Annotated in this window: 17 protein-coding genes; 10 read left to right on the plus strand and 7 right to left on the minus strand. The window is 71.9% G+C overall.

Translation table 11 applies throughout. The features are described 5' to 3' along the window. The first annotated feature begins 142 nt into the window (after positions 1-142). Both RBH18_RS31040 and RBH18_RS31045 read left to right on the plus strand, forming a co-directional pair. The gene (locus RBH18_RS31040) at positions 143-1,327 is read left to right on the plus strand and encodes an ABC transporter permease (RefSeq protein ID WP_306214015.1); all 1,185 of its coding nucleotides are present in this window, start codon (positions 143-145) and stop codon (positions 1,325-1,327) included. Between the two features lie 37 nt (positions 1,328-1,364). Then, entirely contained in the window at positions 1,365-2,990 is a 1,626-nt protein-coding gene (locus RBH18_RS31045) for a GGDEF domain-containing protein (protein WP_306214016.1), read from the plus strand. Here the strand turns inward: RBH18_RS31045 and RBH18_RS31050 are convergent. Next, a complete protein-coding gene (locus RBH18_RS31050) occupies positions 2,959-9,138 on the minus strand; it encodes a hypothetical protein (protein WP_306214017.1) in 6,180 nt (2,059 codons plus the stop codon). The two genes, RBH18_RS31045 and RBH18_RS31050, sit on opposite strands and share 32 nt — an antisense overlap. A 1,416-nt stretch (positions 9,139-10,554) precedes the next feature. Beyond that, on the minus strand, positions 10,555-10,992 hold the full coding sequence (locus RBH18_RS31055) for a hypothetical protein (protein WP_306214018.1): 438 nt from the start codon (positions 10,990-10,992) through the stop codon (positions 10,555-10,557). 531 nt (positions 10,993-11,523) lie between these two features. Here RBH18_RS31055 and RBH18_RS31060 point away from each other — a divergent pair. Next, positions 11,524-12,558, plus strand: a complete 1,035-nt coding sequence (locus RBH18_RS31060; protein WP_306214019.1) for a hypothetical protein — start codon at positions 11,524-11,526, stop codon at positions 12,556-12,558. A gap of 53 nt (positions 12,559-12,611) precedes the next feature. Here the strand turns inward: RBH18_RS31060 and RBH18_RS31065 are convergent, their stop codons facing one another. From RBH18_RS31065 to RBH18_RS31085, 5 genes are all read right to left on the minus strand, one after another. Continuing rightward, positions 12,612-12,791 (minus strand): hypothetical protein, encoded by a 180-nt coding sequence (locus tag RBH18_RS31065; protein WP_306214020.1) that lies wholly within the window; start codon positions 12,789-12,791, stop codon positions 12,612-12,614. Between the two features lie 462 nt (positions 12,792-13,253). Beyond that, entirely contained in the window at positions 13,254-14,321 is a 1,068-nt protein-coding gene (locus tag RBH18_RS31070; protein ID WP_306214021.1) for a glycoside hydrolase family 43 protein, read from the minus strand. A gap of 537 nt (positions 14,322-14,858) precedes the next feature. Further along, complete coding sequence (locus RBH18_RS31075) at positions 14,859-14,984, minus strand: hypothetical protein (RefSeq protein WP_306214022.1); 126 nt, start codon at positions 14,982-14,984, stop codon at positions 14,859-14,861. A gap of 45 nt (positions 14,985-15,029) precedes the next feature. Further along, positions 15,030-15,440 carry a pyridoxamine 5'-phosphate oxidase family protein gene (locus RBH18_RS31080; protein ID WP_306214023.1) on the minus strand — a complete coding sequence of 137 codons (411 nt, stop codon included), beginning with the start codon at positions 15,438-15,440 and terminating at the stop codon, positions 15,030-15,032. Then, the gene (locus tag RBH18_RS31085) at positions 15,437-16,864 is read right to left on the minus strand and encodes a DUF2252 domain-containing protein (RefSeq protein WP_306214024.1); all 1,428 of its coding nucleotides are present in this window, start codon (positions 16,862-16,864) and stop codon (positions 15,437-15,439) included. Before RBH18_RS31085 ends, RBH18_RS31080 begins: the two co-directional genes overlap by 4 nt. A gap of 235 nt (positions 16,865-17,099) precedes the next feature. Here RBH18_RS31085 and RBH18_RS31090 point away from each other — a divergent pair, with 235 nt between their 5' ends. From RBH18_RS31090 to RBH18_RS31120, 7 genes are all read left to right on the plus strand, one after another. After that, on the plus strand, positions 17,100-18,167 hold the full coding sequence (locus RBH18_RS31090; protein ID WP_306214025.1) for a LacI family DNA-binding transcriptional regulator: 1,068 nt from the start codon (positions 17,100-17,102) through the stop codon (positions 18,165-18,167). 478 nt (positions 18,168-18,645) lie between these two features. Next, positions 18,646-19,320 (plus strand): L-ribulose-5-phosphate 4-epimerase, encoded by a 675-nt coding sequence (locus tag RBH18_RS31095; RefSeq protein ID WP_306214026.1) that lies wholly within the window; start codon positions 18,646-18,648, stop codon positions 19,318-19,320. Further along, positions 19,317-20,804, plus strand: coding sequence for an L-arabinose isomerase (gene araA, locus RBH18_RS31100; RefSeq protein WP_306214027.1), 1,488 nt, complete (start codon positions 19,317-19,319; stop codon positions 20,802-20,804). The genes RBH18_RS31095 and araA overlap by 4 nt, the downstream gene beginning before the upstream one ends. A 133-nt stretch (positions 20,805-20,937) precedes the next feature. Then, the gene (gene chvE, locus RBH18_RS31105; RefSeq protein WP_306214028.1) at positions 20,938-22,065 is read left to right on the plus strand and encodes a multiple monosaccharide ABC transporter substrate-binding protein; all 1,128 of its coding nucleotides are present in this window, start codon (positions 20,938-20,940) and stop codon (positions 22,063-22,065) included. A 23-nt stretch (positions 22,066-22,088) separates the two neighbouring features. After that, positions 22,089-23,603, plus strand: coding sequence for a multiple monosaccharide ABC transporter ATP-binding protein (gene mmsA, locus RBH18_RS31110; RefSeq protein WP_306214029.1), 1,515 nt, complete (start codon positions 22,089-22,091; stop codon positions 23,601-23,603). Further along, positions 23,600-24,850, plus strand: a complete 1,251-nt coding sequence (mmsB, locus tag RBH18_RS31115; protein WP_306214030.1) for a multiple monosaccharide ABC transporter permease — start codon at positions 23,600-23,602, stop codon at positions 24,848-24,850. Before mmsA ends, mmsB begins: the two co-directional genes overlap by 4 nt. Positions 24,851-24,974: 124 nt before the next feature. Beyond that, complete coding sequence (locus RBH18_RS31120) at positions 24,975-26,279, plus strand: aspartate aminotransferase family protein (protein ID WP_306214031.1); 1,305 nt, start codon at positions 24,975-24,977, stop codon at positions 26,277-26,279. The last annotated feature ends 494 nt before the right edge of the window (positions 26,280-26,773 follow it).

A 26,773-nucleotide genomic window follows, 5' to 3' on the forward strand; every position in this document is an offset into this window, starting at 1 on the left:
GCACCGCCCGGAACAACCGCTTCATGACGAACGCGTTCGTGCCGGACCAGTTCGTGACGATCGCGTTCGTGCGGAACGGATTCGTGCCGGACTGTTTCGTGACGAACATGTTCGTGCGGAACGGGTTCGTGGGGTTCGGTTCGTGAGGCTGGCGGAGGCGTGGCGGGTCGCCGTTGATGCTTTGCGGGCCAACCGGTTGCGGAGCCTGCTCACCATGCTCGGCGTGGTCATCGGCGTCGCGGCGGTTGTTGCGCTCGTCTCCATCGGGACGGGCACGCGGCGCCAGATCGAGCAGCAGGTCGAGGGACTCGGATCCAACCTGCTCGTCGTGGTGCCCGGGCGGCTCGAAGCCGGATCCGCCCCCTCGGTCAGCACGCTCTCGCTGGACGACGCCGACGCGGTCGCTCGGGTGGTCGGGGACCGTTCGCGCGTGGCGGTCACCATCGCCTCCGGCGAGACGGTACGGGCGGGGAGCCGGTCGGTCTTCGGCAGCATGCAGGGCGTCCTCGAGACGACGCCGGGCGTGTTCGTCCGGCGGCTCGACCGCGGCGCGTACCTCACTCGCTCCGACGTCAGCACCGGCCGCCGCGTCGTGGTTCTCGGGGCCACCGTGGCGGACACTCTCTTCGGGGACCGGGATCCCATCGGGCGCCAGGTGACTGTGGGCGGGGTCCGGTTCCGGGTGATCGGCACGTTCGAGCCGCTGGGGCAGAGCCTCGGGGTGGACCGGGACAGCGAGGTGCACGTACCCGTGACCGCCGCGCAGCGGCTCCTCGGCACGGACCGGATCGACGGGCTGGCCATCCGCGCCCCGGACCGCGAGCGGATCGACGAGCTCGGCGCGCAGATTGTGCGTACGCTGGGCGAACGTCACCCCGAAACGGACTTCAGCGCCGTCACGCAGCAGCAGATCCTCGGCGTGCTCGGCGACATCCTGGGCGTGCTGACCGGGGTCCTCGCCGCGATCGCCGGGATCAGCCTGCTGGTCGGCGGGGTGGGCGTGTCGAACATCATGCTGGTCTCGGTCCGGGAACGTACCCGGGAGATCGGCCTGCGCAAGGCCGTCGGCGCCCGGCCGCGGGACATCGGGATCCAGTTCCTGCTCGAGGCTGTCCTGCTGACGACGATCGGCGGCATCCTCGGCATGGCGCTCGGCTGCACGGCGGCGCTGCTCGTCGACGCCCTGTCGCCGGTCCCGGCCGCGATCACGTGGTGGTCGCTGGCGCTGTCCTTCGGGGTGTCCGCGGCCGTCGGGATCCTGTTCGGGGTGGTTCCGGCGCAACGGGCGGGCCGGCTGGATCCCGTCGTGGCACTCCGCACCGAGTAAAGGCTCACCTCGGCGCCCGTACGGCCGATCTAAGGTTGTGTCACTGAGGGGGGAGCAGCTGCGCGACCAGCACGGCGCGGCGCGCGCGATCGCGTACCTCACCCTGGCCGGCGCCCCGTACGTGCTGGTGACCGGCGTCATCTGGCCCACCATCCCGGCGGCGGGCATCGCGGCCGTCGTCGCCGCCGCGCTCTTCATGACGGCCACCGGCCTGATCTGCTGGTTGCGGCCGCGGATCCTCCCGCACTTCTTCTGGTACGCCGCCCCGGTCGTCGCCACGGCCCTGGTCACCGCGCTGAACGTGGGCACCAGCGACGCGAGCACCGGCGCACAGCTCTTCTATCTGTGGCCCGTCCTGTACGCCGCCAACTTCCTGCCCCGCCGGCACCTCTACGTCAACCTGGCCCTCGTCTTCGCCGGTCACGCCGCGGTCGTGCTGCACGTGCTCGGCGCGGCCAAGGGCCTGTCCGACTGGGTGGCGATGACCCTGGCCATGACCATGACGACGATTGTCGTGTCCAGCCTCCGCGCCCGTGCCGACCGGCTGCGCGCGGACCTCGAACAGCAGGCCAACGCCGACCCGCTCACGGGCCTCAACAACCGGCGCTCCTTCACGGAGTCGCTGGCGGCGGCGGGGGAGTGGGCCCGGGCGACCGGCGGCAGCCTCGCTCTGATCAGCATCGACCTCGACCACTTCAAGACCGTCAACGACACGTACGGGCATGCCGCCGGCGACGCGGCCCTGCAGGCGGTCGCGGAAGCCATGCGTACGCTCACCGCCGGACTCGACGCACCGGCCACCAGCAGACTCGCGGCGCGCCTGGGCGGCGACGAGTTCGTGCTGCTCCTGCGCTTGGAGCCGCCGGACGCCCCGGGCGCTGCCGGCTCGTACCCCGACAGTCCGGCAGTCTCGCTGGCCGGACCGGCCGCCCGCCTCGCCGCCGCCCGCTCGGCCGAAACGCTGCGAAGCCTGCTGGCCGCGAACAGGGACCTGCCCGGTGGCCCCCCGAGCCTGAGCATCGGCATCGCCACCCTGCCCGCCGACGTCGCCACGATCGACGAGTTGCTGATCGCCTCCGACGCCGCCCTCTACGAGGCCAAGGCCACCGGCCGGGGCCGCACCGCACTCGCCGGCCCGAGGCAGAACGTCGACGCCGTACCGTCGGCCGGCCCGTCAGCCGCTGCGCCGTCGTCGGCCGGCCCGGCAGTTACTGCGCTGTCGTCGGCCGGCCCGTCGGCCGCTGCGTCGTCGTCGGCCGGCCCGGCAGTTGCTGCGTCGTCGTCGGCCGGCCCGTCGGCCGCTGCGTCGTCGTCGGCCGGCCCGGCAGTTGCTGCGTCGTCGTCGGCCGGCCCGGCAGTTGCTGCGTCGTCGTCGGCCGGCCCGGCAGTTGCTGCGTCGTCGGCGGGTAGCCCGGCAGCCGCTGTGCCATCGGCCTCGCGTGCCCGTGGCCCCGCGCCGAAGGAAGCCGCCGTGTCGTCGATCCCGCCGGAGGATGATGCTTCGTCGTCCGCCTCGCCGGAGGGCGGCGCTTCGTCGTCGGTCTTGCCGGAGGGCGGCGCTTTGTCGTTGGTCTCGCCGGAGAGGGAGGCCGTGGCGTCGGCCTCGGCGGAGGCGGACGCCGTGACGTCGGTCAGCCGGCCTGATCGCTCTCGGCGGCCTTGACGAGGCCCAGGATCTCCCGCCGCAGCCGCGGATAGGGCCCCCAGCCGTCGCGCAGCACGTGGATGTAGATCGCCTCGAGCGCCACGTCGATCCGCTGAATCAGCTCCTGGTCCTCGGGCAGCCCGAGCCGCACGGCCCGCGTGAAGTGATCGAGAGCCTCCATGTGCCGCCCCTGATCGAACGCGCTCCGCCCGGCGTTCTCGTGCACCACGCTCCGCAGCTGATCGGGCGCATCCGAGCTGGCCGCCTGCTCGAACAGCCGGTCCGCCTCCTGATAGTCGCCCCGCAACCGCAGCACGTGCGCCAGCTCCGCCTGAGCGATGACGATCGCCTGCACATCCCCGGCCGACTCCGCGTGCGCCAGCGCCAACCGGCTCGCCGCGGCGGCCATACCCAGCTCGTTGAGCAGCCGGTACACCTCGGCCCGCACGCTCAGCAGCCCCGCCCGCGCCACGTTGTCCAGCTCGTCGGCCAGCGGCCCGTCCAGCCGCTCCCCGAGCTCGCGCAACGCGTCCCGATCGTCGGAGATCTCCTTGAGCGTCGCCCCGTCCAACCGCCACCGGATCGCGGCGAGGTCCTCCGGCCCGAGCGGTCGAGGCTTCTCCTTCACCGGTACGCGCGGAGCCCGGCTCCGCCCCTCGTCCTCCGCCAACGGCATCGCCCGAGCGCGCCGGTCGCGCTCCGGACCAGCCCCGAGCCCCGCCTCGACTCCGGTGGCGTCGCCCGGCCCGGCCCCGGTCCCGGGCTGCGCGCCGACCGAACCGTTCGGCTCAGCGCCGGCCCGTTCTCCCGGCTCAGCGTCGGCCCGGCTTCCCGGCTCAGCGCTTGCCGGATCTCCCGGCTCCCGGCTGGGCGCGTCCGCGGACTTCGCACCTGCCTGAAGCGGCCCCACCAGGTCGGCCGCGGCAACGATCCCGTTCATGAACCCGGTGATGTCCAGATCGAGCGTGACCCCACGCGCGTCCGGCAGCTCACCACCGGCTTCCGCCCGAGCCTCATCCGACCCGCCGGCCCCGGCACCCTGAGCCAGCTCTAATGCTCCGACACCCTGAGCCAGCTCCGCTGCTCCGGCACCCGAAACCGGCTCTGCTGCTCCGGCGACCGAAGCCGGCTCTGTTGCGCCAGCACCCGAAATCGGCTTTTCTGCTCCGGCACCTGACACAGGCCGAGCAGCCCCGGCAACGTCATTGCCATTCGTCCCTGAACCACGACCGTCTGCCGCCGAAGAACCGTCCCCAGCCGCGCCGCCTGCCTCCGGGCCCGGACCAGCCGACCCGTCACGAACAGCGCTGTCTCCAAGGATGTCGTCCCGCCGGGCACTTTCCCCGCCCGAAGCAGCACCGACCGCACCGCTCCCGGCATCGTCGCCGTCCGAGCCCAAGCCCGCGCGGTCACCAGCCGAGCGCGACTCGGCCGCCGTGCCCGACTCGGCCGCCGTGCCCGACTCGGCGCCCGCGCCCGACCCGGCAGCAGCGTCCCCGCCCTGCTTCGGCGCCCCGAACCAGGTCGCACCCAGCTCCTGATCGGCGTACTTCCGAGGCCCGTCCGGCCCGGAAACCGCGAGCCGCCCGATCGGCAAGGCGTTCGCGGCGGGATTGGGCCCAGGCCGCGAAGCCGGAGGCACCACGGACACCTGCTCCGGCCCGGACGAACCAGCCTGCCCCTGCCGCATCTGCCGCGAAGCCGCCACCTGCCGAGCCGCCTCGGCCTGCCGCGCTTCCTCAGCCTGCCGCGCCTCTTCGGCTCGCCTCGCCTCGTCCGCCCGCTGCGCTTCCTCGGCGCGACGCGCTTCCTCTGCTTGACGAGCTTCCTCGGCGCGTCGAGCCTCTTCCACCCGGCGCGCTTCCTCCGCGCGACGTGCCTCTTCCGAGCGTCGGGCCTCCTCGGCTTGACGCGCCTGCTCAGCCTGCCGCGCGGCCTCAGCCCGCTGCGCCTCCGCCGCCCGCTGCGCCTCCGCAGCTTGCTGCGCCAGCTGCGCCTGCCGCGCGGCCTCAGCCCGGCGAGCCTCCGCGAGACGTGCTTCCTCCGCGCGTCGAGCGTCCTCGGCCTGCCGAGCCGCCTCAGCAGCCTGACGTGCCTCCTCAGCCCGGCGCGCTTCCTCAGCCCGACGCTCCTCCTCAGCCCGGCGAGCGGCTTCGGCCTGACGCTGCTCTTCGGCCCGACGCGCGACTTCCGCCTGGCGAGCCTCCTCGGCCTGGCGCGCCTCAGCGGCTCGACGTGCGGCTTCGGCCTGACGCGCAAGCCCGGCCTGACGTGCGGCTTCGGCCTGACGCGCAAGCCCGGCCTGACGTGCGGCTTCGGCCTGACGCGCAAGCTCGGCCTGACGTGCGGCTTCGGCTTGACGTGCGATTTCGGCCTGACGTGCGGCCTCGTCCGGGCCCGGAGGCACCGACCGGTCGGCCTGCGGCCCCCGCTGAGCCGGAACCGGAACAACTCCAGCCCGAGCCGCCGCCACCGTCGGCCCCTCGCCGACCGGCGCTCCCGGCTGCTGCGGCACAGCACCGCCCGGCTGCTGCGGCACAGCACCCGGCTGCTGCGGCATGACGACGCCGGGGTGCGGAGGCATCGCGCTGACCGGCTGCTGAGGCATGGAACTCACCGGTCGCTGACCGGCCGCCCCGCCGCTGATCGGCCGATCCTGCTGAACACCGGCCCCGCTGACCGGCGCCATCCGCGACGGCGGCCGCAGCGAGGGAGGAACGGGCATGCCGTCACCCGTCGGCAAGATCATCGCCGTACGCGGCCCACCGACAATCGGCCGCTCCACCGTCTCGGAACCACGCCACTCGTCGCCCGGCCCGGCAACGCCCGGCTCACCCCACGGCCCGGCCGCCGGACCCGCGTACCCCTGCGGCACTCCACTGTGCGACATGGCGCTCTGCGGAGCTCCACTGTGCGGAACGGCACTCTGCGGCACGCCACCTTGCGGAAGCCCGCTGTGCGGAACGGCACTGTGCGGCGCCTCACCGTACTGAGTCGACGGCGGGGCGTACGGAAGCCCGCTCTGAGGAGCCGCCTGCTGCGGCCCACCGGCCTGCGCACCCCACGACGAACCCTGCGGCGCACCGTATCCCTGCGGCTGCGCGACGTTCCCCTGCGACGCCTGCCGGCCTTGCTCCACCGGAGACGGGTACGCCCCCGGCGGATAGGTCTGCGGAGCCTGCCACGCCGGAGGCTGCGGCAACGGCGCCGGACCACCGTGCACGGCGGCCGCCGATGCCTGGTCCGTCTGCGCCTGAGGAGCCTGTGCGGCCACCGGCGCCTGAGCACCACCGGAAGCCGGCGTCTGCGGCGCGGAAGGCTGCATCGGCGGCGGCACCATGGCCCCCGGCTGACGCTGCGGCGGCGCGGCCTCGGCAGGCCGCCGCACCGGGGGAGTAGCTGCCGGCGGAACCGGCGTGGGCGTGCTTTCCGGCAACACCGGAGGGTACGCCGCACCGGGCGGGTACGCGGCAGCAGGCGAAACCTGAGCCCGGCCGTCCTTCCGCTGATCCTGCTCCGGCCGCTGCTGCCGACTCCCGTCCCACGGCTGCGGGGCGACGCCGGCCTGCTGACCAGAGGCGCCGGGCTGCGGGAAGACGGAACCCGACTGCGGAACAACCGGCCCCGGCTGCTGGGCATTGGCGCCGGGCTGTTGGAAAGCAGGCCCGGACTGCTGCTGCGGCGCACCCGAACTCGGCTGCCCAGCCACGGCACCGGGCTGGCCACCCCACTGCTGCGGATCCGTGCCGCCCCGCTGAGCAGGCACGGGTGCGCCGTCCGGCGTCCACTGCTGACCCGCCCCAGGTACGTAAGGCCCCCACTGCTGATCAGCACCATCGGACCGGGCGTACTGCTGAGGCACCTGAGCGGAAGCCCGCGAACGCTGACCGTGGTCATGGCTCGCCGGAATGATCGGTCCGTCCGAAGTGATGTAGCCGACACGAGCCGGCCGCGCCTCACCCCTGCCGTCCTCGTACGCCGCCGCCAGCCCCTGCTGCTGGACCGAGTCCCCCGGCCCGCCGTGCGGCACCGGACCCTGAGCCGACGCAGCCGGGACGGCCGGAGCGGCCGGACCCGGAGCGGCCTCCGAAGGCGCCCCCACCACCCGAGGCTGCGCCGGAGGCTCGGCCTTGAGGACCCGCGGCGCCGGCGGCGGCGTCGCCTTGCTGATCACGCGTGGCGCGGGCGGCGGCGTGGCCCGGCTGATCACCCGTGGCGTCGTGTCCTGCGGGCTCTCTTCCTGAGTCTCCTGCTGTTGCGCGGACGCGGCGGGCGCAACCGGCGGACGGTACGGCGCGTGCGGGTCGTCCCCGTTCGCCCCGGCGCTGTCCCGCTGATCCTGATCGGGGCCGCCTTCGAGCTGCGCACGCGACCCAGCCTCGGCAACCGCGCCGCCCTGCTCGAAGCGAGCGGTCTCCGCGACACGCCGGCGACTCTCGTCGAGAGCCTGCGCGGCGTCGTCGTAGCGGACGGTCTCGTCCACCCTCGCGGCCGCGGCGAACCGCCCGGCGTCCCCGGGTGCCACGACCGGCGTGTCGTGCTCGTAGAACTCGCCTTGCAACACCACGGGCTCGCGCTGCGGCGCGTCGCTGGAGCGCTCCGGCGCGTACGCGACGGCGTCGTCCTCGCGCCGGAAGGCAGCCGCCCGATCCCGCTGCGGATAGGCGTCGTCCCGCTGCGCATAGCCGTCCTCGCGAACCGGATAACGCGCCGCCTCGTCATAGCCGCTGTCGGCGCGCCGCGGATAGCCGCCCTCGTCCCGCCCGCCGACGAACTCCACCCGTCCGCGACCGTCACGCCTGCGCTCGTCGGACCGCCGCTCACCCGGCCCGCGCTCGTCGAAGCCCCGCCCGTCGCGCCCCGCGAACTCCGCGCGCCCCCGGTCGTCCCGCCCGCCGAGATCGACGCGCCCGCGCCCGTCCCGTCCGCCGAGGTCGCGCCCGTCCCGTCCGCCGAGCTCGCGCCCGTCCCGTCCGCCGAGCTCGCGCCCGTCCAGGTCCCGCCCGCCGGAGTCCCGCGCGTCGAGATCCCGTCCGCGGAGATCCCGCGCGTCGTGGTCACGCCCGCCGAGATCGGCACGCCGCCGGTCGTCCCGGCCTCCGGAGTCGACGCGCGCCCGACCGGCCTCCCCGCGCCCGCGCTCGTCGCGCCCGCCGAGGCCGCGCTCGCGCTCGTCGCGAGCAGCGAAATCTTCCCGCCGGCCGCGGTCATCGCGCGAGGCCCCGTCACGCCGCCGCGCGTCATCGTCCCGCCGGAAGTCACCCCGGTCAGCGCGGTCACCCCGCTCGCCCAGGTCGCGCTGGTCGCCCCGGTCGTCCCGCCGGAACGCGGCCGGCGCCGATCCACGCCCGCGCTCGGCAGGCCCGCGCCGGCCCTCGTCGAACGCGACAGCCTCGTCGCCACCGGACCGCCGCCCGGGACCCTCGTCGCCCCGCCGCCGCTCGGGCGAGGACCCGCCACGCTCCGGGGCCGCGTCCCGCCGCCCGAACCGCTTCCTCTTGCCGCCCTCGCCCGGACTCTCCCGGCGCCCGCCGTCCGTCTCGTCCGGCGTGTCGTAGTCCACCCCGGCCCGGCCGCCGCGCGCCGGAGGTCGGGGGTCGTCGTCCTGCTCGCGGCGCGGGCGGCGCGGGGGCTCCTGCTCCGCCTCGAGGTCACCGTCCCAGAAGGACGACGTCTCGATCCGCTTGGCCCGCTGGGCCGCGGTGTAGCGCCGCTGTGTCTCCCAGTCGTCCGCGTCGAACTCGCGGTCGTCGTACTCCAGCTCGTCGAAGTCGATGCTGCGGATTTCCCAGCCGCCCAGGCCCATGGCGGGGGAGACGGGGGCCGTTTCGAGGTCGGCGGCCTCGAAACCGGGGTCGTCGAGCCAGCTCGGCCGGTCGGCGTCGAAGGCCTGTTCCATCTGCTTGTCGCGGCTTCGTGACCGCTTGTAACCGCCTTGGCGGCGCTGGCGTCGCTCGGCGAGTTCGTCGACGGCGGGCTCGTCCTGCTCGGGGGTGCCGGCTCCGCGCGCCGCGTCGTCCTCGCGCGCGGCCGGGGCGCCCCAGCGCGACTCGACGGCCGCATCCGCGTAGGAGTCACGGGCCGTAGCGGTCGTCTCCACGTACGGCTTGCGTCGGCGCTTGTCGTCGTACTCGGACGCCCAGTACTCGTCGTCCTCGTAGCTCATCGGACCACCCCGCCGGCGCGCGCGTGGAGGCGCTTCGGCCCGGCCTGTTGCTGCCGCATCCGTGTCCCCCGTCCTCGCTCCCGCGTGCGGTCGCCCGCGCGGCCGGGCTCCCCTCAGCCCGGTCGGGTTGGAAGGTTAACCACGGATTTACGCCGCGCGCTACCGCCCACGGAGGCTAGTCACCCGACCCGAGGACGCCCCCTGGCGCCGCCGGACCGCCCGGTCGCCGCGGCCGCCGGGAAAAGCTCTTCGACGCACAGTACGGGCACCACGCCCGTTCGGTTCACATCCAGCGTCTTTTCAGCGGCGCGCCGGAGGCTCGATCGACGGTCCTCAACGGAGAGTGACGGCGGCACTCGGGGGTGCGACGCCGTCCCGGAAGCGCTTCGAGCGTTCCGGCGCCATGGATCAGCCCTCGAATTAAGGCATTCTTAAGCCACGGCTGAGACCCCCCACAGCAACTTCCCCTGGGTACGCCACCACGGGTCCCGAAGTTACGAACACGTACCGTGACATCGCCGTCGGCGTCCCTCCTGGATCGTCCGTTTCGTGCGCTTCCCCGGGGCCGCCCTCGGCAGCGTGGCGAGGGACACGTCCGCGAGCCACGGATCATGGCCGGTGGTGGTGTCACCGTGGATGAGGTGACCGGCCCGGCGCAGTGCCGGTTCCCGGCCGGCTCGCTCGGCGAGCCGCCGACTGACAGAAACACGACACCGACCGAAAGGAGCGGATCATGCCGCGCCTCGACCTCGGCGCCGTCCGCGCCACCTTCCGGACGGCCCTCCGCCGCCTGGACGCCTGGACCCTCGACACCCTGACCAACCAGCCGCCCCGCGTCTGACGCCGGGCCGCTTCACCTGAACCGGACCGCAGCCGTGCGTCCCGATGCCGCCCGGCACCGCCAGTGCCCTGCGGCTCGACATCGACAGCGCCGTGTAACGCGACATCGGTAGTGCCGTGTGACATCGGCAGTGCCGTGTGACGCGTCATCGGCAGTGCCGTGTGACATCGACAGTGCCTGTGACGCGACATCGACAGTGCCGTGCGCTCATCGTCGCCACCGGCCGTCGTCGACGTCGGCTGCGTCTCGAACTCCCCGGCCGGTGCCGGCTCCCCCCGCCGAGCCCGCCGGGGCCCGCGAAACGAGGGCGCTCCTCCTCGCCCCCGTTTCGACCGAGGAAAACGACGGCCGTCTCCTCCGCCCCCGTGGGAGGCGGCCGTCCCCTTCCTCGCCCCGAGGAAGTCGCCTGTCTGCTTTTCCCGTGGAAGTCGGCTGTCTCCTCACCCGCTAAGAAGGTGGCCGTCGCTTCTCCTTGAGGAAGGCGGCCGTCGGAAGGCGCCGGTGCGCATCGCCAGCGATCCTCCGTTGGCAGAGTCCCTCCGCGATCTCCGTCCGCTCTCCATCGGCGACTGAGCTCAGAGACGCCCGTCGCTCGTGAAGTGCCCGATCGACTCGGGCAGCACCAGGCCCGCGGCGGTCAGTGAGCGCAGGAGCGCCGCCAGCTCGTGCCGCGTGAGGTCTCCGGGCCGGTCCGGCTCCGGATGCGAAACGCCGAGCGCCCGGGCCGCCTCCACCGCGCGTGTCCCGATGGCCGCCTCCACCGCCCACAGCCGGTGCGCCCGCATGGCGAGGTGCGCCGACCGGGTCAGGTGATCGTGCAGCCGCAGCAGCCGGCGCAGATCCGCGGCGAGCTGCTCGATGGGCGGGCCGAGCGGCACCGGATCGTGCGGGGCCCGGTCGGGCCACACGCGGGCGACGGCCGAGCAGATCCGGGGCCCGAGGACGACCGCCGCCCCGAGCAACGTGGGCGTCAACGTGATGATGGCCAGCTTCCCGACGTCGACAAGGTTCACGGCGAACTCCTCACCCCGTGCGAAACGGGCGTACCTCCACGATCCGCCGACCCCGCCGACCCGTCAATACGTCGTCATCTGCGGTTCCGCCCCGTCCGCGCGCGATGTGATCAGCCGCCGACCGTCCGCGCTCGACGTAATCAGCCGCTGGCCGTCCGTGCGCCACGTGATCAGCCGCCGACCGTGATCGACCGGCGCCCCGTCCGTGCGCGATGTGATCGACCGGCGCCCCGTCCGCGCGCGGTGTGATCGGCCGGCGCCCCGCCCGCGCGATGTGACCGCCCGGCGTCCCGCCTGCGCACGATCCGACCGGCCGCCGTCCCGACCAGGCACGATCATGGTCCCGCCGCGCTCCGCCGGTGCTCTCGTGCAGACCTCACGTAACGGCGTGGCGGGCGTCATGCCTCTTTTTCGGATGCGGGATGACCTGCCCGGACACACCCCCATCCGCCCCCGGCCCGGACGCTCGAGGCTGCCGATGCCCGCCGTCCGCGCTACGGTGGCCCCCAATTCGCCGACAAGGAGGTCGATGTGCTGGTACGCCGTGTTCTGCCCGCCCTGCTCGTGGCCGCCCTGGCGGCGTGCGGCACCAACGACGCCGGCTCCTCCGCCGCGCCCGCTCAGCCGCCCTCGGCGTCCTCGTCCGCCGGCCCGGCCACGTCCGGATCCGCGGCGCCTTCCGGCCCGGCTGCGGCGCCCTCTGGTTCGGCCGTTCCCTCGGACCCGGCGGCCTCCGCGGTTCCCGGGCAGCCGGCCGGCTCGTCGTCCACTGCGGGCGGAGCCACCCAGCAGCTGCCGCTGGGTGGCACGAAGATCTTCCCGGACTATCGCGTGGTCGCCTACTACGGCACGGCCGGCACCGGCACGCTCGGCGTCCTCGGCGAGGGCAGCCCCGACGCGATGCTGCCCAAGCTCCGGGCGGCCGCCAAGCCGTTCGCCGGGGATCGCAAGGTCCAGGCGGCCTACGAGCTGATCGCCAGCGTGGCCCAGGCGGGCCCCGGCAAGGACGGCGACTACAGCCAGATGATCGCCATGAGCAAGATCCAGCAGTACGTGGATCAGGCCCGCCGCAACAAGGTGATGGTCATCCTCGACCTCCAGCCGGGCCGCGGCGACTTCCTGCCCCAGGCGAAGCAGTTGGAGCGCTTCCTCGTGCAGCCGCACGTGGGCCTGGCCCTCGATCCCGAGTGGCGCATGCCCGCGGGCAAGGTCCCCGGCAAGACGATCGGCAAGGTGAGCGCCGCCGAGGTCAACCGCGTGTCGGCGTACGTGTCGGGGCTCGTCGCCCAGCACCAGCTGCCCGAGAAGCTCTTCGTCGTGCACCAGTTCCGCTCGTCGATGCTCCCCGACGTGGGAAAGATCCAGAAGCGCCCCGGCCTCGCCCTCGTTCAGCACGTTGACGGCTTCGGCACCCGCTCCGAGAAGGACGCCACCTGGAACCGCCTGCGCCGGCCCCAGCAGTTCCACCTCGGCTACAAACTCTTCTACGACGAGGACATCAAGCGCTACGGCGCCCGCGACCTGCTGAAGTTCACCAATGTCCCCGAGCTCGTCACGTTCCAATGACCCCCGTCCGGCCCCGTCCCTGACTCGCCGGCCCGTGCTCCCGCGACGCCGAGCTAGGCAACGCCGACCACGCCTACCAGGCCCTGGAGCTGGGCAACGCCGACCACGCCTACCAGGCCCTGGAGCTGGGCAACGCCGACCACGCCTACCAGGCCTGCGCGGCAGCTCTCGCCCCCGGCCATCGGCGCTTGAGCGTGCCGCGCGTTGATCTGTGGGCCCTTGATCACGATCATCGCCGCGCAGAACAGGTGCAGCTCGGCTAGATCCTCGCTCGGAGAAGCCGCGGTAGTTGACGGTGCCGATGACGTATATGACGGCCAGCAGCCTGCGGCTAGAGCGTCAATCCGTCGGCCCTCGTGTTGACCGGCGACGCCGCTGCGGTGACCCGTGGGGCTCCGTGCGTTGGCCGGCTGTCGGGGCGCGCGCGTTGACCAGTGGCCCGGGCAGGCAATCCTGATCACGAGCAGCACGCCCCGAGCCCTCCGCTGGCGAACAGCAGCACTTGAGCGGAGTTCGCGGGATGTGGGCGGCCATGACGGATGCGCCGGTGCCCTGGACGCCGGCGGGATCGATGCGGAGACCGTGACGCTGGTGGCCGACCCGGTTGCGGAGCGGGAGCTGGAGCTGCGGGCGGGCTGTGTGGGCGTGGAGTGGGCCGGGCTCGCCTTCCGGGGAGGGCGGGCCCGGCTACCTGGTCATTCGAAGAACTTGAGGCTCCAGCCGGTGTCTGTTGTGGCGCCGGGGACGTTGGCTCGGGTGTAGGTGGTGTTGCCCCACCAGGTGAAGGTGCCGGTGTACCAGGAGCGGTTGGCCCACGAGTAGGGGGTGCCCTTGGGAACGGCATGGAACATCAGGGGGAAGCGTGGCCCCGCCGGGGGACTGGTGTTGATGTCGCCGTTGAGGAGGACGAAGGTGTGGTGGCCGGGGCCGTTGACGGTGAGGGTCGGGTCCCAGCCGGACATCATGGTGCTGCGGTTGCTGCCGAAGAGGCAACCGTTGCTCTTGTACCAGTCCCAGACGTAGGTCGGGTCGCCGCCCGCGCGCAGGCGGAGGTCGGCGAGACAATACTGGTCGCTCCAGCTGCCGTTCGCGGAGTAGACGATGTGCAGCTGGCCGTTCGGGTCCTTGATCGCCTCGGGCGCCTCGTTGATGAAGGGGTTGCCGACGACCCGCTCCCAGCTCTCCCGGGGCTGGGAGATCACGTAGCGCGCCCCCGTGGCGGTGGTCGGGCTGCTCATCCGCGCGATGTAGAGGTTCTGCTCGACGTTGGTGTCGCCCGCCCAGCCCGACCAGACGAACCAGCGCTGCGAGTTGAAGGTGAACATGGTGCCGTCGATGGCCCACTTGTCGTCGGGGAGGTTCAGTTTCGTGGCGGCGCCGAAGCCGGAGGCCGGGGACGTGGAGCTGATCACGTACATGCGGTGGGCGGCGCCCGTACCCATGGTGAAGTAGATGTAGTAGCGGCCGCCGTCGTAGTGGATCTCCGGGGCCCACAGCTCGCCGAGGCCGGAGTCCTGGAAGACGCGCGTCGCCGCGGCGGCGGCCAGGCCGTCGGGGGACGACGCCTGGCGTACGTGGATGCCGTTGTTGATCGACTGCACCGAGATGTAGGTGGAGCCGACCCGCAGCACGCTGGGGTCGGCGGCGCGGAGGGAGGTCTGGGCAGCGTCGGCGCGGTCGGCCATCGTCACCACCTGGGTGAGGCCCAGCACGCCGGCGAGCGCGAGCACGCCGAGGCCGAGCAGACGGCGGGGAAGTCTCATGGTCACATCCGGGGTCTGCCGCCGTTGCGACGCCGTGCCGGTGTGGGCCGGCGGGGATGACGTCCGGGCAGGCTGCGCGGGGCGGCGGGACGGGGGAGCAGCCCTGACCGTGCCCCGAGCATCGATCCCGATTCGACAGATGTCAATCGATAGGCAAGAAATGGATCTCGATCGGCAGCGAAGCCCGTCAGGAGGGGCGGATCTCCAGCCGTCGAGGATTGGGGTTCAAAAAAAGCGGGAGCCCGGCGGATCACCCGGTAGCCGAGGCAGAGCACACCGTGAAGGGACGGCAGCGACGGGCACGCCGGCGCCCGAGAGCGGCCGCAAAGGGGTGTCCTGCGCCACAGCGTCCGGCGCTATCGCCGGAAGGGCGGACGGAAAAGCCGAGATGGAGACCGGCCCCGGACCGAGCGCCGGCACCGGGACGGCCGCCGGCACGAGCCGGACGATCATGGAACTCCCTACGATGGCAGATGGGCCGGCCGGGGATTGTTGCGGAATCCCCGGCCGGTTCCCACGCGACGGCGACCCGGTGCATCAGGCGAGCTTCAGGGTGAGCACCGTGCTGCACCCGCCCGCCGCACCCGACTCGAGGACGCCGAGTGCGAGCGCGGCGCCGCAGGTGGCGCTGCCGAGGAACTGCTGAGCGACGTCTACGGCCACGCGATCGAGGTCTTCCCGCACCCGCGCTCCGGGGCGCCGCTCGTCCTACCGCGGCGCGCCGAGTGACGCGGAGCCGAGCGCCTTGGTGATGGCGATCTCGATGGCGACGCGGCGGGGGTTGGGGCGGGGCTGGCGGTAGCGCTCGGCGTACCGCTTGACCGCCTCGGCCACTGACTCGGGATCGTCCTTGATCGTGGCCACGCCCTCGACCGTGCACCAGCGCGGGCCCTCGAACTGGCAGACCGCGACCCGGGTCTGCCCGGCGCGGACGTGCCGCACCTTGGCCGACTCGCCCGAGGAGATGACCCGCAGCAGCCCGGCCGCGAGGTCGAGCGTCGCGCCGACCGGCGCCACGTGCGGCGATCCGTCCGCCCGCAGCGTCGTCAGCGTGCACAGGTGCCGCTCGGTCCAGAACTGCAGGACCTCCGGCGCCGCGAGGTCGACCCGTCCACTCATGCGATCTCCATCGGTAGAACCCCGTGCCGGACCGCGTCCACCAGCACCTGGTGGTCGGCCTCGACCTGGTCGGCGTACGCCCGGGCGAACCTGCTCAGCATGTCGTCCAGCTTGTCGCTGCTGCCGATGTACCCGGCGATCATCGAGGCGCCACTGGTCCGGGCGTGTCCCTTGGCGAGCAGATAGCCGCAGATGCCGGCGTAGTCCTCGAGCGCGGAGGCGCTGATGTCCTCGACGAGGATCGCGCCCTTCATGTCGCGGAACTGCCGCACGTAGTACTGGTGGTCGCCGACCGTGGTCCAGCCGAGCAGCGGGTCGCTGACCGTCTGCAGCGCCTGCTGGTACTCGACGACCCGCTGCCCCTGGTGCCGGTGCCACGCCGCGGCGCCGTGCTGGTGCTTCGCGACCACCGAGCGCCGGGCCTCCTTGAGCTGCAGGAAGACGACGTCGTCGGGGCTGCTGCCCTCGCAGAGCGCCACGTACGCCCGCAGGCCCACCGAGCCGACGCCGACCACCTTGTGCGCGATGTCGACGATCCGGTAGCCGGCCAGGATCCGCGCCCAGTGCGGGGGCAGCGTGTTGAGATAGCCGTCCAGCGCCTCGGCGAGCCGGTCGATGTCTTCGTCGCTGGGCCGGGTGATCAGCGGCGGCTCCTGCACCAGGCGGGCGGTGCCGTCGCGCTGCTCGGTGAAGCGGGGCAGCGCGCGGTCGCTCGTGCGCCGCCGGGCCCGCCGGGCCGCCCGCTCGATCTCGTCCTTGAAGGAGGCCTTGCTCGCCGCCTTGCGCAGGTCGTCGACGTCGAGGGTGTCGAACGAGCGGCGCAGCAGCGGCTGCTCGGCGAGGTGCTGGATCTGCTCGCGGTACTCCTCGACACAATGGCGTACGGCGTCGGCGCACGCGTGCTCGCGGAAGCCGTTCTGCCGGCCGGCGACGTGCACGCTCGTCACGAGCCGGCGCAGGTCCCACTCCCAGGCGCCGGGGTGGGCCTCGTCGAAGTCGTTGAGGTCGAAGACCAGCTCCCGCTCCGGCGACGCGTAGAAGCCGAAGTTGCCCAGGTGGGCGTCGCCGCAGATGACCGGGGTGATGCCGGTGTGCGGGAGGGTGGCGAAGTCGTCGGCCATGATGTTGGCCGAGCCGCGCAGGAACGCGTAGGGCGACGCGTGCATGCGCCCCACCCGCACGGGGATGAGCCGGTCGAGGCGCCCCTCGTGCGCCCGGGTCAGCTGGGCGATCGGGTCGACCCGCCCGCTCGCCGGCCGCCAGTGCGCCAGGTCGGAGCGGGGGGAGCGGTCGCGCAGCGAGCGCCCCAGCTCGTAGCGCTCGGCGCGCGGCGGGGCGTGGCGGCGCAGGGAGGTGAAGCCCTCGTCCCGGCGGGTGTCCAGCACGACATGGCCGTGGGGCGGCGCTTCGATCGGTAGGTCCATCACCGCCGAGGGTACGCAGCCGGGAGAAGTTGATCGAGGGGAGCCCGTTGACGGTCGACTTGTTATCGCTAACAATGCCAGCACCGGTCCAGATGCCGGGACGCCACAGCGGCTGGACAGCGGCGGCCGGTACGGCGTTACTATGCGGTGATCACGGCGTGATCGTCTGGTCACACATCGACCGGGGCCGACGGGTTCGCGGTGCGAGCGCACATTACAGGGACGGGGTGCGGCGATGGACGTCAGGGGAGTCCGCAGCCCCGCCATGACCGACGTCGCCAAGCTGGCGGGAGTGTCCCATCAGACGGTCTCCCGGGTGCTCAACGACCATCCCAACGTACGCGAGCAGACCCGGCTGCGGGTGCGCGCGGCCATCGCCGAGCTCGGCTACCGCCCCAACCGCGCCGCCCGGGCCCTGGTCACGGGCCGCTCCCAGCTCATCGGCGTCGTCGCGCAGAACAGCACGCTGTACGGGCCGGCCTCGCTGCTCGCCGCGTTCGAACAGGCCGCGGCCGAGGCGGGCTTCGCGGTGAGCGTGGGCAGCGTCGGCCGGCTCGACCGCGAGTCGATCGCCGGCGCCGTGGAGCGCCACCTCGACCAGCGCGTCGCCGGCCTGGTGGTCATCGCCCCCGTGGCCTCGGCCGACGACGCCCTCGAGGACATGCCGGCCGGCATCCCGCTGGTCACCATCGACGGCAACCCGCTGCGCCCGCACTCGCTCGTGACGGTCGACCAGGCGGCGGGCGCCCGGCTCGCCGTCGAGTGCCTGCTGGCCGCGGGCCACCGGACGGTCTGGCACGTCTCCGGCCCGCCGGACTGGTACGACGCCGCCGGCCGGATCGAGGGCTGGCGCGCGGCGCTCGAGGCGGCCGGGGCCGAGGTGCCACCGACGGTCGCGGGGGAGTGGTCCGCCGCCTCGGGCTACGACGCCGGCCGCATGCTGGCCCGGATGCCCGAGGTCACCGCGGTCTTCACGGCCAACGACCACCAGGCGCTCGGGCTGCTCCGGGCGCTGAGCGAGCACGGCCGCCGGGTGCCGCACGACGTGTCGGTGGTCGGCTTCGACGATGTGCCCGAGGCCGCGTACTTCATCCCGCCCCTGACGACCGTGCGGCCGGCCTTCGCCGAGGTGGCGCAGGCCGGGCTGGACTCGCTGCTGACCCAGCTGGCCGACCCCGACGCGCCGCCGGAGCGGATCGTCATCGCCCCCGCGCTGGTGGAGCGGGCGAGCGTGGCGCCGCCCGCGTCCCGTCCGGTGGCCCCCCGCCCCCGCGAGCCAGAACGCCGCGCGGTCGACCAGTAAGCCGCCGCGTCCGCCGCCGCGCCGTCACGGGTGACGGCCCGGGCGAGTCGCCAAGCCCGAATGAGCCGCCCGCGTGGGCGCCCCCATGAGCCGCCCGTGTGAGCGCCTCCATGAGCCGCCCGTGTGGGCGCGCCCGGATGAGCCGCCCGCTCAGGCCGCCCGGATGAGCCGCCCGGATGGCCGCCTGAGGGCCCGCCCGACACGCCCGCGGAACCGCCACGCCGAAGGGGCAGCTCACCCGCACGAGTGAGCGTAGGGTCCCGATCGAAGGACCAGCGCCGTGAGCCACGTCATTTCGACAAGATTGCCACGACGTTGCTCCGCGCTGTTGACACGCGAATTGTTAGCGCTCACACTCGGACCACGCCGCCCGGCGTGTGTCCTGGGACACGCCCGGTTCGTCCCCCGGAGGTAGTACACCGATGTTCGAGTGCCCGCTCACCGTGAGTGTGCCGCAGTGTCACGCTGCAGGTGCCCGATGAGCTTGAGCGCCGACATCAAGGAGACCCGCCAGCAGGTCGCCGACCTGCACGCGGAGCTGCCGCGCAACGAGCTGGTGGTCTGGACCGCCGGCAACGTGTCGGCCCGGGTCCCGGGCGCGGACCTGCTGGTCATCAAGCCCTCCGGCGTACGTTACGACGAGATCACCGCGGACACGATGGTGGTCACCGACCTGGACGGCACGGTGGTGGAGGGCGACCTCGCGCCGTCCAGCGACACCGGCGCCCACGCCTACGTCTACCGGCACATGCCGCACGTCAACGGCGTGGTGCACACCCATTCCACGTACGCGACGGCGTGGTCGGCCCGCGGCGAGGCCATCCCGTGCGTCCTCACCGTGATCGCCGACGAGTTCGGCGGCGAGATCCCGGTCGGCCCGTTCGTGCCCGACCCGGCCGGCGACGTCGGGCGCGGCATCGTCGAGACCCTGCGGGGCCACCGTTCGCCGGCCGTCCTGCTGCGCAACAACGGCGTCTTCACCATCGGGCGCGACGCCGCGGCCGCGGTGAAGGCGGCGGTCATGTGCGAGGACGTCGCCCGGACCGTGCACATCGCCCGCCAGATCGGCGAGCCGGTGCCCATCGCCCAGGAGCACATCGACTCCTTGTACGCCCGCTACCAGAACGTCTACGGACAGGAGCCCAAGAAGTGAAGCCCCAGATCTGGTTCCTGACCGGCAGCCAGCACCTGTACGGCCCGGAGACCCTGCAGCAGGTCGCCGACCAGTCCCGGCAGATCCAGGACATGCTGGCCGCCCAGATCACGAGCGCCGAGCTCGTCGGCCGCCCGGTGCTGACCGACAGCGGCGCGATCCGGCAGGTGATGATCGACGCGAGTGCCGACCCGAACTGCATCGGCGTCATCGCGTGGATGCACACGTTCTCGCCGGCGAAGATGTGGATCACCGGCCTGGACGTGCTCCGCAAGCCGCTGCTGCACCTGCACACGCAGCTCAACCAGGCGCTGCCGTGGTCGTCCATCGACATGGACTTCATGAACCTCAACCAGGCCGCGCACGGCGACCGGGAGTTCGGCTACATCCAGACCCGCATCGGCGTCGCCCGCAAGACGGTCGCCGGGCACGCCTCCGACCCGTCGGTCGCGGCGCGGGTCGAGGGCTGGGCCCGGGCCGCCACGGGCTACGCGAAGCTGCGCGGGCTGCGGCTCGCCCGCTTCGGCGACAACATGCGCAACGTCGCGGTGACCGAGGGCGACAAGGTCGAGGCCGAGCTGGTGTTCGGCGTGTCGGTCAACACGTACGGCGTGAATGATCTGGTCGAGGTTGTCGACGGCGTCGGGGACAAGGACATCGACGCGCTGGTCGACGAGTACGCGGACCAGTTCGTGCTGGCGCCGGAGCTGGCCCGGGGCGGCGACCGGCACGACTCGCTGCGCTACGCCGCGCGGATCGAGGCGGGCCTGCGCAAGTTCCTGACCGAGGGCGACTTCGGCGCCTTCACCACCAACTTCGAGGACCTCGGCGGCCTGCGCCAGCTGCCCGGCCTGGCCGTCCAGCGGCTGATGGCCGACGGTTACGGCTTCGGCGGCGAGGGCGACTGGAAGACCTCCATGCTGCTCACGGCCGTGAAGGCGATGGGCGCGGGAACCGGGGCGGGCACCTCCTTCATGGAGGACTACACCTACCACTTCGGCCCCGGCGACCAGAAGATCCTGGGCGCCCACATGCTCGAGGTCTGCCCGACGATCGCCGCCGCGAAGCCGTCCTGCGAGATCCACCCGCTCGGCATCGGCAACCGCGAGGACCCGGTCCGCCTGGTCTTCGACGCGAAGGCCGGCGACGGCGTCGTGATCGGCATCGCCGACATGGGCGACCGCTTCCGGCTGGTCGCCAACACCATCGAGGTGACCGCGCCCGACGAGCCGCTGCCGAAGCTGCCGGTGGCCCGCGCGGTGTGGAAGCCGCAGCCCTCGCTGTCGACGTCGGCCGAGTGCTGGCTGACCGCCGGCGGCCCGCACCACACGGTGCTGACCCAGGCGGTGGGGGTGGAGGCGCTGCGCGACTTCGCCACCATGCTGCACACCGAGCTGCTCGTGATCGACGAGAGCACGACACCCCATGACTTCGCGGACCGCGTGCGCTGGAATCAGGCCTATTACCGCCAGTACGCCCGCTGAGCCGAGAAGGTAACGCCCCGCTAACAACAGTGTGCAGAGCTGTTCACTTCTGATCGTACGTGCGTGATAGTCGTCTCATCTGTGCGTGCGTAACGATCGTCACTCCACATAACCCCCTCCCAAGGAGAGAACGATGAGGTTCACCCGTCTCGCGTCCGTGGCCACGGCCGTGACGCTGGCCGCGGCGATGGCCGCCTGCGGCTCCAGCGAGAAGACCGTCGACCAGGAGGCCGGCAGCACCGACACCAAGGGCGCGCTCGTCGGCGTGACCATGCCGACCCGGTCCTCCGAGCGCTGGATCGCCGACGGTGACAACGTCAAGCAGCAGCTCGAGGCACTGGGCTACAAGGTCGACCTGCAGTACGCCGAGGACGACATCGCCACCCAGACCCAGCAGCTCGACTCCCAGATCACCAAGGGCGCCAAGCTGCTGATCATCGCGTCGATCGACGGCACCGCGATCACCACGCAGCTGGAGAGCGCGAAGTCGAACAACATCCCGGTCATCGCGTACGACCGCCTCATCCGCAACAGCCCGAACGTGGACTACTACGCCACCTTCGACAACAACAAGGTCGGCGTCCAGCAGGCCACCTCGCTGCTGACCGGCATGGGCATCCTCGACGCGTCGGGCAAGGACACCGGCAAGACCGGCCCGTTCAACGTCGAGCTCTTCGCCGGCTCGCCGGACGACAACAACGCGACGTTCTTCTTCAACGGCGCGATGAGCGTGCTCCAGCCGTACATCGACAAGAAGGTCCTGGTCGTCAAGTCCGGCCAGACCAAGTTCGAGCAGGCCGCCACGCTGCGCTGGAAGCCGGAGACGGCCCAGGCCCGCATGGAGAACCTGCTGACCTCGACCTACCGCTCGGGCGCCAAGGTCGACGGCGTGCTCTCGCCCTACGACGGCCTGTCGATCGGTATTCTCTCCGCGCTCCGGAGCAGCGGCTACGGCACCGCCTCGCAGCCCTACCCGGTCGTCACCGGCCAGGACGCCGAGGCCGCCTCGGTCAAGTCGATCATCAAGGGTGAGCAGTACAGCACCATCTACAAGGACACCCGCGCGCTGGCCAAGGCCACCGTCGAGATGGCCGACGCCGTGCTGAAGGGTCAGACCCCGAAGACGAACAACACCACCGACTACAACAACGGCGTCAAGGTCGTTCCTTCGCAGCTGCTCGACTCGGTCATCGTGACCAAGGAGAACTACAAGAAGGAGCTCGTGGACACCGGCTACTACACCGAGGCCGACCTGAAGTGACCGAACCCGACACCATCCTTCGGATGCAGGGCATCACCAAGACGTTCCCTGGCGTCAAGGCCCTGTCGGACGTCAACGTGGACGTGCGTCGCGGCGAGATCCTCGCGATCTGCGGGGAGAACGGCGCCGGCAAGTCCACGTTGATGAAGGTGCTGTCGGGCGTGTACCCGCACGGCTCGTACGACGGAGAGATCTTCTTCGACGGCGAGCCGTGCCGGTTCGCCGGCATCCGCGACAGCGAGCACAAGGGCATCGTCATCATCCACCAGGAGCTGGCGCTGGCGTCCAACCTCTCGATCGCCGAGAACATCTTCCTCGGCAACGAGCAGGCCACCCGGGGCATGATCGACTGGAACAAGACGAACGCGGCAGCCGCCGAGCTGCTGCGCCGCGTCGGCCTGCGGGAGAACCCCACCACCCAGGTCCTCGACATCGGCGTGGGCAAGCAGCAGCTCGTGGAGATCGCCAAGGCGCTCACCAAGGACGTGAAGCTGCTCATCCTCGACGAGCCGACCGCGGCCCTCAACGACGACGACTCCGCGCACCTGCTCGACCTGCTGCGGGGCCTGCGTGACGAGGGCATCACCTGCGTGATCATCTCGCACAAGCTCAACGAGGTCATGGCGATCGCCGACCGGGTGACCATCATCCGGGACGGGCAGACCATCAAGACGATGGACCTGGCCACCGACGAGGTGACCGAGGACAAGATCATCGCGGGCATGGTCGGCCGGGACCTGGACAACCGGTTCCCGCCGCACGAGTCGCACATCGGCGACGAGGTGCTGCGGATCGAGGACTGGACCGTGCACAGCCCGACCCAGCACGGCCGGGTCGTCGTGCGCGGCGCCAACCTCAGCGTCCGCCGCGGCGAGATCGTCGGCCTGGCTGGGCTCATGGGCGCCGGCCGCACCGAGCTGGCGATGAGCGTCTTCGGCCGCACCTACGGCACGAACATCTCCGGCCGGATCTACAAGGACGGCAAGGAGATCCAGGTCCGCACGGTGCAGGACGCCATCAAGCACGGGCTCGCCTACGCCACCGAGGACCGCAAGCGCTACGGCCTCAACCTCATCGAGGACATCAAGCGCAACATCTCCGCGGCCGGCCTCAAGAAGCTGGCCAAGGGCGGCTGGGTCGACGACAACGAGGAATACAAGGTCGCCGACGACTACCGCAAGTCGATGAACATCAAGGCGCCGAACGTGGCGAGCGTCGTCGGCAAGCTCTCGGGTGGCAACCAGCAGAAGGTCGTCCTGTCCAAGTGGATCTTCACCGATCCGGACGTGCTGATCCTCGACGAGCCCACCCGCGGCATCGACGTCGGTGCCAAGTACGAGATCTACACGATCATCAACCGCCTCGCCGACGAGGGCAAGGGCGTGCTGGTGATCTCCAGCGAGCTCCCGGAGCTGCTCGGGCTCTGCGACCGCATCTACACCCTCGCCGAGGGCCGGATCACCGGTGAGGTGGCCGGCGCCGACGCGACCCAGGAGGGTCTGATGACCCTGATGACAGGACAGGAGGTCGCGCGGTGACGAGCGTGGCACCCACGAACGCCGACCTCGCGCTCGGCACCCCCTCGGCGAGCCAGCCGGGCAACGCGCCGCGGAAGTTCAACTTCAACCTCCGCGAGAGCGGCATCTACCTCGCCTTCGCGGCGATCGTGCTGCTCTTCACCATCCTCACCGGCGGCGACATGCTGGCGCCGCAGAACATCAGCAACATCATCGTCCAGAACTCGTACGTCCTGATTCTGGCGATCGGCATGATCCTGATCATCATCGCCGGCCACATCGACCTCTCGGTCGGCTCGGTGGTCGGCGCGACCGGCGCGTTCGCGGCGGTCCTGATGGTCAACCACGACATCCCGTGGCCCATCGCCATCATCGCCACGCTGATCGTCGGCGGGCTCATCGGCGCGTGGCAGGGCTACTGGGTCGCGTACTTCGGGATCCCGGCCTTCATCGTGACGCTCGCGGGCATGCTCCTCTTCCGCGCGGTCACGCTGACGATCCTGGGCAACCGGGGCATCGGCCCGATCCCGGACGACGTGCGCACGCTGGCCAACGGCTTCACCGAGGGCTACCTGGGCAACATCGGGCTGGGCGCGCTCGGCGGCGCCGACCTGTTCACGCTGATCGTGGGCATCCTCGCGGTCGCGGCGATCGCCTGGACCCAGTGGCGCCAGCGGGCCGGCCGGATCAAGTACGCCCAGTCGGTCGACCCGATCTGGCTGTTCATCACGAAGATCGCGGTCGCGGCGGTCGTGGTGATGTTCGTCGTGGTCGCGCTCGCCCGTTACCACAACCTCCCCTGGGTCCTGGTGCTGCTGGCGGCCCTGATCATCGGCTACTCGATCTACACCAACCGGGCGGTCTTCGGCCGCCAGATCTACGCCATCGGCGGCAACCTGCAGGCCGCGACGCTCTCCGGCGTCAAGGTCAAGAGCGTCACCTTCTGGCTGTTCGTCAACATGGGCGTGCTCGCCGCGGTCGCCGGCATCGTCTTCGCCGGCCGCCTCAACCAGGCGGGCCCGACCGCGGGCAACAACGCCGAGCTCGACGCCATCGCGGCGGCCTTCATCGGCGGCGCGGCGGTCCAGGGCGGCGTCGGCAAGGTCGTCGGCGCCATCACCGGTGGCCTCATCATGGGTGTCATCAACAACGGCATGCAGCTCCTCGGCGCCCCGTCCGAGCGCGTCATGCTGGTCAAGGGCGCGGTGCTCCTCGCGGCCGTCGCCTTCGACGTCTACACCAAGCGCCGCGCGGGCGCTTCCCGCTGATCCACCGCCGCGCCGGGGCCTGTTCCCGGCGCGGCTCGCGCTCTCCGCGCCGGTACCGGGAACCATGACGGTGCCGGCGCGGTCCGCATTCCGGTACGCCTCCCCATGCCCTACGGTCGGCTCCATGAGCGACTTCTGGGCCGACGCGGACCGCCACCTCATCCGCTACTCGGGCGCCGGCGGCTTCGTGCCGGAGATCATCGAGCGCGCCGAGGGCAGCTTCGTGATCACCGAGGACGGGCGGCGCCTCCTCGACTTCACGTCCGGCCAGATGAGCGCCATCCTCGGGCACTCGCACCCGGCGATCGTCGCGACGATCCAGCGCCAGGCGGCCACGCTCGACCACCTCTTCAGCGGGATGCTCAGCCGCCCGGTCGTCGAGCTCGCCCGCCGGCTCGCCGAGTCGGTGCCGGAGCTGAGCAAGGTGCTGCTGCTCACCACCGGCGCCGAGTCCAACGAGGCCTCGATCCGGATGGCCAAGCTGGTCACCGGCAGGCACGAGATCGTGTCCTTCGCCCGCTCCTGGCACGGCATGACCCAGGCGGCCGCGAACGCCACCTACAGCTCGGGACGCAAGGGGTACGGGCCCGCGGCGCCCGGCAACTTCGCCATCCCGGCTCCCAACGCCTACCGGCCCGACTTCACGACCCCCGACGGTGCCCTGGACTGGCGGCGCCAGCTCGACTTCTCCTTCAACCTGATCGACGCCCAGTCGGTGGGCAGCCTCGCCGCCTGCATCGTGGAGCCGATCCTGAGCTCGGGCGGCGTCCTCGACCTCCCGCCCGGCTATCTCGCCGCCCTGCGCGACAAGTGCCACGAGCGCGGCATGCTCCTCATCCTCGACGAGGCACAGACCGGCCTCTGCCGCACCGGCGACTGGTACGCCTTCCAGCGCGACGGCGTCGTCCCCGACATCCTCACCGTCTCCAAGACCCTGGGCGCCGGGTTGCCCCTCGCCGCCGTGCTCACCACCCCGGAGATCGAGCGCACGGCCCACGACCGCGGCTTCCTGTTCTTCACGACCCACGTCTCCGACCCCCTGGTCGCCGCCGTCGGCAACACCGTCCTCGACGTGCTCACCGCCGAGCGCCTCGACGAGCGGGCCGCCGAGCTGGGCGCGTACCTCAAGAAGGGGTTGATCTCCCTCGGCGACCGCCACGAGGTCGTCGGCGACGTCCGCGGCCGCGGCCTCCTACTGGGCCTGGAACTCGTCCTGGACCGCACCACCAAGCAGGCCGCCGACGCGCTCGGCACCGCCGTGACCCGCCGCTGCCGCGAGCTGGGCCTGCACATGAACGTGGTCCAGCTGCCCGCCATGGGCGGCGTCTTCCGCATCGCCCCGCCCCTGACCTCGACCACCGGCGAGCTCGACCTGGGCCTCGAGATCCTCGACCAGGCCCTCGCCGAGACCACCCCGGCCTTCCGCTGAGCCGACGCCCGGAAGGATGAGCCCGGTGCGTGATCGATTCGCCACCACCGCCCGGGCGCTCCTATGGTCGGCTGGTGGGAGCGCAGGGGACCTGGGTCAGCGCAGCCGGATTCGCGGTGCCGATCGTCGCCGCGGCCATCGTCCTGACCGGAGTCCTGCTCACGCTCCGGCAGAAGGAACGGACCGACCGCAAGGACCAGTGGTGGAAGCGGGTCCAGTGGTCCGCCGACCTGGTCGTGGGCGCGGACGACCAGCGCCGGACTAGGGTCTGTTTCGGACGGGATCGCAGGGCTGCGGCCGGCCCAGCTTCCGCCTGGCCGCACGCCGCGAACACCCCCATCCAACACCGGGATGAGGGCGCCCGCGCCGCACACCCAGACGAAACCTGGACTCGGCCTCGCTCCAGCGCCCCGTCCGAAACAGACCCTAGCTTGAGCTTTAACCTGCGGCCGTCAGATCTCCACCCCGGCTGATCATGAGGACAGCCCTTGATC

It is taken from the genome of Actinoplanes oryzae, assembly GCF_030757795.1.
GTDB lineage: Bacteria > Actinomycetota > Actinomycetes > Mycobacteriales > Micromonosporaceae > Actinoplanes.

Bases quoted from the DNA above. Each gene is read 5' to 3' on its own strand.
- RBH18_RS31050 (WP_306214017.1), bottom strand. From the start codon at position 9,138: ATGAGCTACGAGGACGACGAGTACTGGGCGTCCGAGTACGACGACAAG.
- RBH18_RS31065 (WP_306214020.1), bottom strand. From the start codon at position 12,791: ATGATCGTGATCAAGGGCCCACAGATCAACGCGCGGCACGCTCAAGCG.
- RBH18_RS31070 (WP_306214021.1), bottom strand. From the start codon at position 14,321: ATGAGACTTCCCCGCCGTCTGCTCGGCCTCGGCGTGCTCGCGCTCGCC.
- RBH18_RS31080 (WP_306214023.1), bottom strand. From the start codon at position 15,440: ATGAGTGGACGGGTCGACCTCGCGGCGCCGGAGGTCCTGCAGTTCTGG.
- RBH18_RS31085 (WP_306214024.1), bottom strand. From the start codon at position 16,864: ATGGACCTACCGATCGAAGCGCCGCCCCACGGCCATGTCGTGCTGGAC.
- RBH18_RS31090 (WP_306214025.1), top strand. From the start codon at position 17,100: ATGGACGTCAGGGGAGTCCGCAGCCCCGCCATGACCGACGTCGCCAAG.
- RBH18_RS31095 (WP_306214026.1), top strand. From the start codon at position 18,646: ATGAGCTTGAGCGCCGACATCAAGGAGACCCGCCAGCAGGTCGCCGAC.
- chvE (WP_306214028.1), top strand. From the start codon at position 20,938: ATGAGGTTCACCCGTCTCGCGTCCGTGGCCACGGCCGTGACGCTGGCC.
- mmsA (WP_306214029.1), top strand. From the start codon at position 22,089: ATGCAGGGCATCACCAAGACGTTCCCTGGCGTCAAGGCCCTGTCGGAC.
- RBH18_RS31120 (WP_306214031.1), top strand. From the start codon at position 24,975: ATGAGCGACTTCTGGGCCGACGCGGACCGCCACCTCATCCGCTACTCG.